This window comes from Campylobacter concisus (assembly GCA_002092835.1).
Classification (GTDB): Bacteria; Campylobacterota; Campylobacteria; order Campylobacterales; family Campylobacteraceae; genus Campylobacter_A; species Campylobacter_A concisus_K.
This window is the reverse complement of sequence record LVWL01000021.1, coordinates 39,621-45,744: the sequence shown is the minus strand read 5'-3', so window position 1 is coordinate 45,744 and position 6,124 is coordinate 39,621. Positions and strand designations below refer to the sequence as shown.

6 protein-coding genes are annotated in these 6,124 nt (G+C 36.6%); 4 read left to right on the top strand and 2 right to left on the bottom strand.

Annotation, left to right across the window (positions count from 1 at the left end; genetic code table 11):
- The first annotated feature begins 312 nt into the window (after positions 1 to 312).
- Positions 313 to 1,503, top strand: coding sequence for a cysteine desulfurase (locus A3835_08105; protein ORI06714.1), 1,191 nt, complete (start codon positions 313 to 315; stop codon positions 1,501 to 1,503).
- An 18-nt stretch (positions 1,504 to 1,521) separates the two neighbouring features.
- Complete coding sequence (locus tag A3835_08100) at positions 1,522 to 2,514, top strand: iron-sulfur cluster assembly scaffold protein NifU (protein ORI06713.1); 993 nt, start codon at positions 1,522 to 1,524, stop codon at positions 2,512 to 2,514.
- A 29-nt stretch (positions 2,515 to 2,543) separates the two neighbouring features.
- On the opposite strand, the gene A3835_08095 is transcribed toward A3835_08100, so the two are convergent.
- Positions 2,544 to 3,419, bottom strand: coding sequence for a tRNA (adenosine(37)-N6)-dimethylallyltransferase MiaA (locus tag A3835_08095; protein ORI06712.1), 876 nt, complete (start codon positions 3,417 to 3,419; stop codon positions 2,544 to 2,546).
- A 2-nt stretch (positions 3,420 to 3,421) separates the two neighbouring features.
- Complete coding sequence (locus A3835_08090; GenBank protein ORI06711.1) at positions 3,422 to 4,636, bottom strand: FAD-dependent oxidoreductase; 1,215 nt, start codon at positions 4,634 to 4,636, stop codon at positions 3,422 to 3,424.
- 90 nt (positions 4,637 to 4,726) lie between these two features.
- On the opposite strand from A3835_08090, the gene ubiA reads away from it, so the two are divergent.
- Positions 4,727 to 5,602 (top strand): 4-hydroxybenzoate octaprenyltransferase, encoded by an 876-nt coding sequence (gene ubiA, locus A3835_08085; protein ORI06710.1) that lies wholly within the window; start codon positions 4,727 to 4,729, stop codon positions 5,600 to 5,602.
- Complete coding sequence (locus A3835_08080) at positions 5,599 to 6,120, top strand: hypothetical protein (GenBank protein ID ORI06709.1); 522 nt, start codon at positions 5,599 to 5,601, stop codon at positions 6,118 to 6,120. The genes ubiA and A3835_08080 overlap by 4 nt, the downstream gene beginning before the upstream one ends.
- Positions 6,121 to 6,124: the final 4 nt, after the last annotated feature.

Below are 6,124 nucleotides of genomic sequence, written 5' to 3'. Positions count from 1 at the left end.
CTTTATAAAACCTCATATGAAAAACTAGAAGAAAACTATAAAGAGATAATGCACGCAAGTAATATGTTTATCGCGCTATAAACTTAAAAAAATGAATTAATTTTTAAGAGATAATTAGACTTTTTTATAAGAAAAATCGCAAATAGCGATCTATGCAAATTTTGATAAAGAATTTCAATATATTTTAATATCAAAATGAGCTGAATTTTGAAAAAATTAAAGCATATTTTTAAACTTGCTTTTAACTTTTTTGTTATAATATCCCATCAAAAATAAAAAGGATATTTTTTATCCTAATTAAGGTTTTTAAATTTGAGAGTATATTTAGACAATAACGCTACAACAATGGTTGATCCTGAAGCTTTTGAGCTTATGAAACCATATTTTTGTGAAAAATACGGCAATCCAAACTCGCTTCATAAATTTGGCTCTGAAACACATCCAGCTTTAAGAACAGCGCTAGATCAACTCTACACCGGACTAAACGCAAAAGATAGCGATGATATCGTCGTTACCTCATGTGCGACTGAGAGCAACAACTGGGTAGTAAAAGGCATCTACTTCGATAAAATAGCAACTGGCGAGAAAAAGCGTATCGTAACAACCGCAGTTGAGCATCCAGCTATTTTGGCAACTTGTAAATTTTTAGAAAAATATGGCGTAGAGCTTACTGTTTTAGATGTAAATAACGATGGCATAGTCACTCCAGAACAGCTAAGAGCTGTAATGGATGAGAATGTAGCACTTGTTTCTATAATGAGTGCAAATAACGAAACTGGCATGATCTTTCCTGTAAAAGAGCTTGCTAGTATCGCTCATGAATATGGAGCTTTATTCCACACGGATGCGGTTCAAGCAGTTGGTAAGATAAAGATAAATGTTCAAGACCTTGACGTTGATTTTTTAAGCTTTTCTGCGCATAAATTTCACGGACCAAAGGGCGTTGGAGCACTATTTATAAAAAATAGTATGCCACTAAGTAGCTTGCTTCACGGCGGCGAGCACATGGGTGGACGCAGAAGTGGCACGCTCGATGTTCCTGGCATCATAGGCATGGGTAAAGCACTTGAACTGGCAAATAAATTTATGGATTATGAGCACTCTCATGTTCGCCGTTTGCGTGATAAGCTTGAAGATGCAATTTTAAAAATTCCTGACGTTAGCGTCGTTGGTAAAAAAGAGCAACGTGTGCCAAATACCATTTTGGCTTCTATAAAAGGTGTTGAAGGCGAAGCTATGCTTTGGGATCTAAATAAAGCTGGCATCGCAGCTTCAACTGGCTCAGCATGTGCAAGTGAAACATTAGAGAGTAACCCAATAATGGAGGCTATAGGGGCAGATAAAGAGCTAGCTCACACCGCACTTAGACTATCTCTTTCTAGATTTAATACAGAAGAAGAGATTGATTATGCGATCGAGCACATAACAAAAGCAGTAAATAGACTAAGAGGTATCTCTAGTACATTTGCCTACGCCCCAGAATGGCATAAGAGTGGATTATAAAATTTAAAGGAAAATAACATGGCAAAGAATAATTTGATCGGAGGCTCTATCTGGGATGAGTATTCTAAGGTAGTGCAAGATAGGATGAATAATCCTAAATTTATGGGAGAGATAACCGAAGAAGATGCTAAAAAGGCAAACGCAAAGCTTATTGTGGCTGACTTTGGTGCAGAAAGCTGCGGTGATGCGGTTAGGCTATACTGGCTTGTTGACGAAAAGACAGACAAAATAATAGATGCTAAATTTAAAAGCTTTGGCTGTGGTACAGCGATAGCTAGCTCTGATACGATGGCTGAGCTTTGTATTGGCAAAACAGTTGATGAAGCAGTCAAGATCACAAACCTTGATGTCGAAAAGGCTATGCGCGACAATCCAGAAACGCCAGCAGTTCCACCTCAAAAGATGCACTGCTCCGTTATGGCGTATGATGTTATAAAAGCAGCAGCCGCAAGCTATAAAGGCATAGACCCAGAGCATTTTGAAGATGAGATCATCGTTTGCGAGTGTGCTAGGGTAAGCCTTGGTACGATAAAAGAAGTGATAAGACTAAATGACCTTCACACAGTTGAAGAGATCACGCAATACACCAAAGCTGGTGCATTTTGCAAGTCTTGCGTAAAGCCTGGTGGCCATGAAAAAAGAGAATATTATTTGGTGGATATTTTGCGTGATACTAGGGCTGAAATGGAGCGTGAGAAGATCGAAGCTCAGGCAAATGCCCAAGCAAATCATACTTTAGGTGACATTACCTTTGAAAATATGACGATGGTAGGGCAGTTAAAAGCAGTAGAGTCTGTCATAGATAAAGAAATTCGCCCAATGCTTGAGATGGATGGCGGAAATTTAGAAATTTTAGATATCAGAAATGATAACGGAGAAAATACTGATATTTATATCCGCTATCTTGGTGCTTGCTCAGGCTGTGCAAGTGGCTCAACTGGTACTCTTTATGCGATTGAAAATGTCTTACAAGAGAGCTTAAGCCCAAAAATTAGGGTAATGCCTATTTGATTTTATTAACTAGCCCTTGTGGGCTAGTTTTATTCTCTTAAGAATTTTAGAATTTCACTTCTAATTTGATCCAAATCACCCACGAATTTTTTTTCAAACTGCGAGCGATTAAAGGTTCGCTGGCGTTTTGCTAACTGAGCCGTGTGCGTAGCTATGAGCTCTTCAAGCTCGTTTTGAGAAATTTCTTTATCTAAAAATTGCTTGCACTCTTTTAAACCTATTGATTTTAGTGGTTTTGGCTCACTTTTGTATTTATCAAATAAAAATTTTGCCTCATCTATGAGCCCAGCTTCAAGCATGCCTTTTGTTCTTTTCTTGATACGTTCTCTAAGCTCATCTTTATCCCATAAAATTTCAAATATCGCTAGCTCTTTTATGATGCTCTCTTTAGTATTTTCTCTTAGCCAAATGCTTGGAATTTGGTTACTAAATTTATAAATTTGATACCACTTTTCGAGGCGATAAGAGTCGTTTTGGCTAAATTTACTTGCAAACTCAGGATCGATTTTTATAGCTAGTTTATAAATTTCTTCATTGCTTAAATTTAGCTCACATTTTGGCACATCTGGTGCAAGTCCGCTAAGCATTGATTTTAGATAAAATCCGCTACCTCCTGTGATGATGAGTGGGCAGTCTTGTGAGCGTGCAAAACCCTTTGCATTTTTATAAATTTCAAAAAATGCCCCAACGCTAAATTCTTCATCAGGATAAATTTCATCTACACCAAAGTGCTTTATGGCTTCAAGCTGCTCTTTATTTGGCTTTGCGCTGGCGATATCTATCTCTTTATAAAGTGCAAGCGAATCAAGGCTTAAGATGACGCCATTAAGCTCCTTTGCAAGCTCAAATGCAAGATCGCTCTTGCCACTTGCTGTGGTGCCAATTATTGCAAATTCTTTAAACAAGTCTAGCCCTCGTAAAACGAGCTAAAGAGTAAAATTTCATCATTTTCCTCGTTATTTTTGCTATCTTTTATAAGACTAGCCAAAACACTGGCAAAATACGGAGCAAAACTAAGTTCATTTAGTCCATAAGCTTGGTTATAGATCAAGTTACTATATATGTTATCGCGTCCAAGAGCTGGCTTATCGTTTGAGCTAAGAAGTACGTAGTTTGCCCTAAAGCTAGGCTCTTTTAGCTCGCTTATACCAAGATGTATCTTTAGTTCATTTAAAAATGCATTAATCTTTTCAGTTTTAACAAGCGTATCGATAGCGCCGACTTGTAAATTTGTAATAATCATAACGCCATTTTTAGTTGGATAAATTTTGGCAAATAGATCATTTAAAATGATTGGTTTTTTAGGGATTTGCCCTTCATTTAGGCTAAGATCAATAGTATAAAATTTAGCCAAAATCGCATTTAAGCTCGTGCCTAGTTTATTTGAAAGCTCTAAATTTTTTGAAGCTATCACAAAGTTATCGGCCTCATATTCGGCGTTATTGCCGGTAGCTTTTTGCACTATTTGCCCCTGCGTTTTTAGCTCATAAATTTCATCATTTATAAATTTTGCCCCAAGAGAATTTAGCTCATTTATCAAAGCTTTTTTTAGCTCATTTGTGTCAATACTTGCGTTTTTGACTAAATTTATAGCGCCTTTTATATTTTTATTTATTAGCCCAAAATTTGCTAGCTCTTTATCTACGCTTAAAATTTCTTGCTCGCTATGGGCAACCTTTATCTCATCAAGCCTTTTTTTAAAGCTTTCGTCATTGCTAAAAAGTAGATAAATACCGCTCTCATCGAAATTTATCTGCGGATATTTGTTGTTTAGCTCTCTTAAAATTTCAAAGCTTTTCTTACCAAATTTTGAAAACAAAATTTGCATCTTTTTGTCGTGAGCTTTGGTTGATTTAAGTGTAAAATTTGTCATCCAAGCTCTAAAATTTTCATTTAAGCAAATACTTATATCAAGCTCGCTTTTTTTGCTAACTAGCCCCATAAATGAGCTAGATATCGCTCCATCTTTTGCAAGAGCGTGTGTGCCAAAAGGCGCTAAAATTCCATTTGTAAAATCATCTTTTTGGCTGCTAATAATTAAAATTTCTTCACCTTTTTTAGCTAATTCGTAAGCCGTAAATAACGCACTAAAACTATCTCCAATAATCGCTACTTTTCCCATAATAAACCTTTGTTTTAAATTAATCTTGTAATGATAATATAAATTCAAATTTAAAGCAAAATGGTGTAAAATCAACCATTTTTAAAGAAAATGGAAATTTATCAAATGATAGAAAAATTAAAAATTATCGCTGAACTTATCGTTTTTAAGCATTCTGTTTTTGCTTTGCCTTTTATTTTTGTTGCTATGATAGTTGCTAGCAAGATAGAAAGTGGCTCGGCTTGGTTTGGCTTAAAACTGCTTATCTTAGGTACTTTTTGCGCTGTTAGTGCTAGAAATTTTGCTATGGCTTTTAATAGATACAAAGATGAAGATATCGATAAGCTAAATCCGCGAACTGCGAGCCGTCCAAGCGTTGATGGTCGTATCGGTAGAAGCAATATGCAGCTTTTTATTGCGGCAAATGCGTTTATTTTTATCGTATGCGCTTATTTTATAAATTCGCTCGCATTTTGGCTAAGTTTTCCTATTTTAGCTGTTCTTGGTGGATATTCGCTATTTAAGCGCTTTAGCGAGCTAGCACATCTGGTGCTTGGCCTTAGCTTAGGTCTTGCTCCCATTGCTGGCGTTGTCGCAGTGAGCGCTGCTATACCGCTTTGGAGCGTGCTGCTTTGCCTTGGTGTGACATTTTGGGTAGCTGGATTTGACTTGCTTTACTCGCTTCAAGATATGAAATTTGATAAAGAAAACAAGCTCTTTAGCATACCAGCTATTTATGGCGACAAGGCTACACTTTTTTTATCAGCCATTTTTCACGCTTTAGCTTTTATATTTTGGCTACTTTTTGCTTGGGCAGCTGGGCTTGGAGCGATGGCATTTTTTGGAATTTTAGTAAGTGGCGTTATTTTATTTCTTGAGCATAGGATCGTAAGACGCGACTTTAGCAAGATAGATAGAGCATTTTTTACGTTAAATGGCTATCTGGGAATTTTATTTTTTATCTTTGTTTGGATTAGCGTATTATGAGCGAGATTAAGCTGTTTAAAGCACCTCTTGATATGGAATTTGAGTCTGATAAAGATGGGAGCGAGAAATTTAAAAGAGAGTTTGACTCCATCTTGCCGGGCGAAGAGGATGCACTTGGGGCTTGGCTAAAACGAGCTAAATCACGTGGCGAAACCAAAGAGAGCGATCAAGTTTTATTAACTTTGCTGATCGAGCTTCATAGAAAAGTTGATGCGCTGAGTGATTATATTAAAAACGAACATAAGCAATATTTGCCACTAAAAGAGAGGACGAGTATCGAAGAAATCGGTTTTACACACATCAAAATAAGTGAAGAAAAATTTATAAAAGATGAAATTTACTACGCAAGGATTGCTATGCCTATCTTTCCAAAGAGAAATTTGAGTCTTTATTTAAGAGCTGTTAGTGAAAACTTAGCAAAGATAGAAAATATGCACGAAGAGGATGAAGCCGACTGGAACGCTTACGTAACAGCTAGAGAGCGTGTAATGATAAGAGAAATGAGAGCGAATTCGTAAAGGA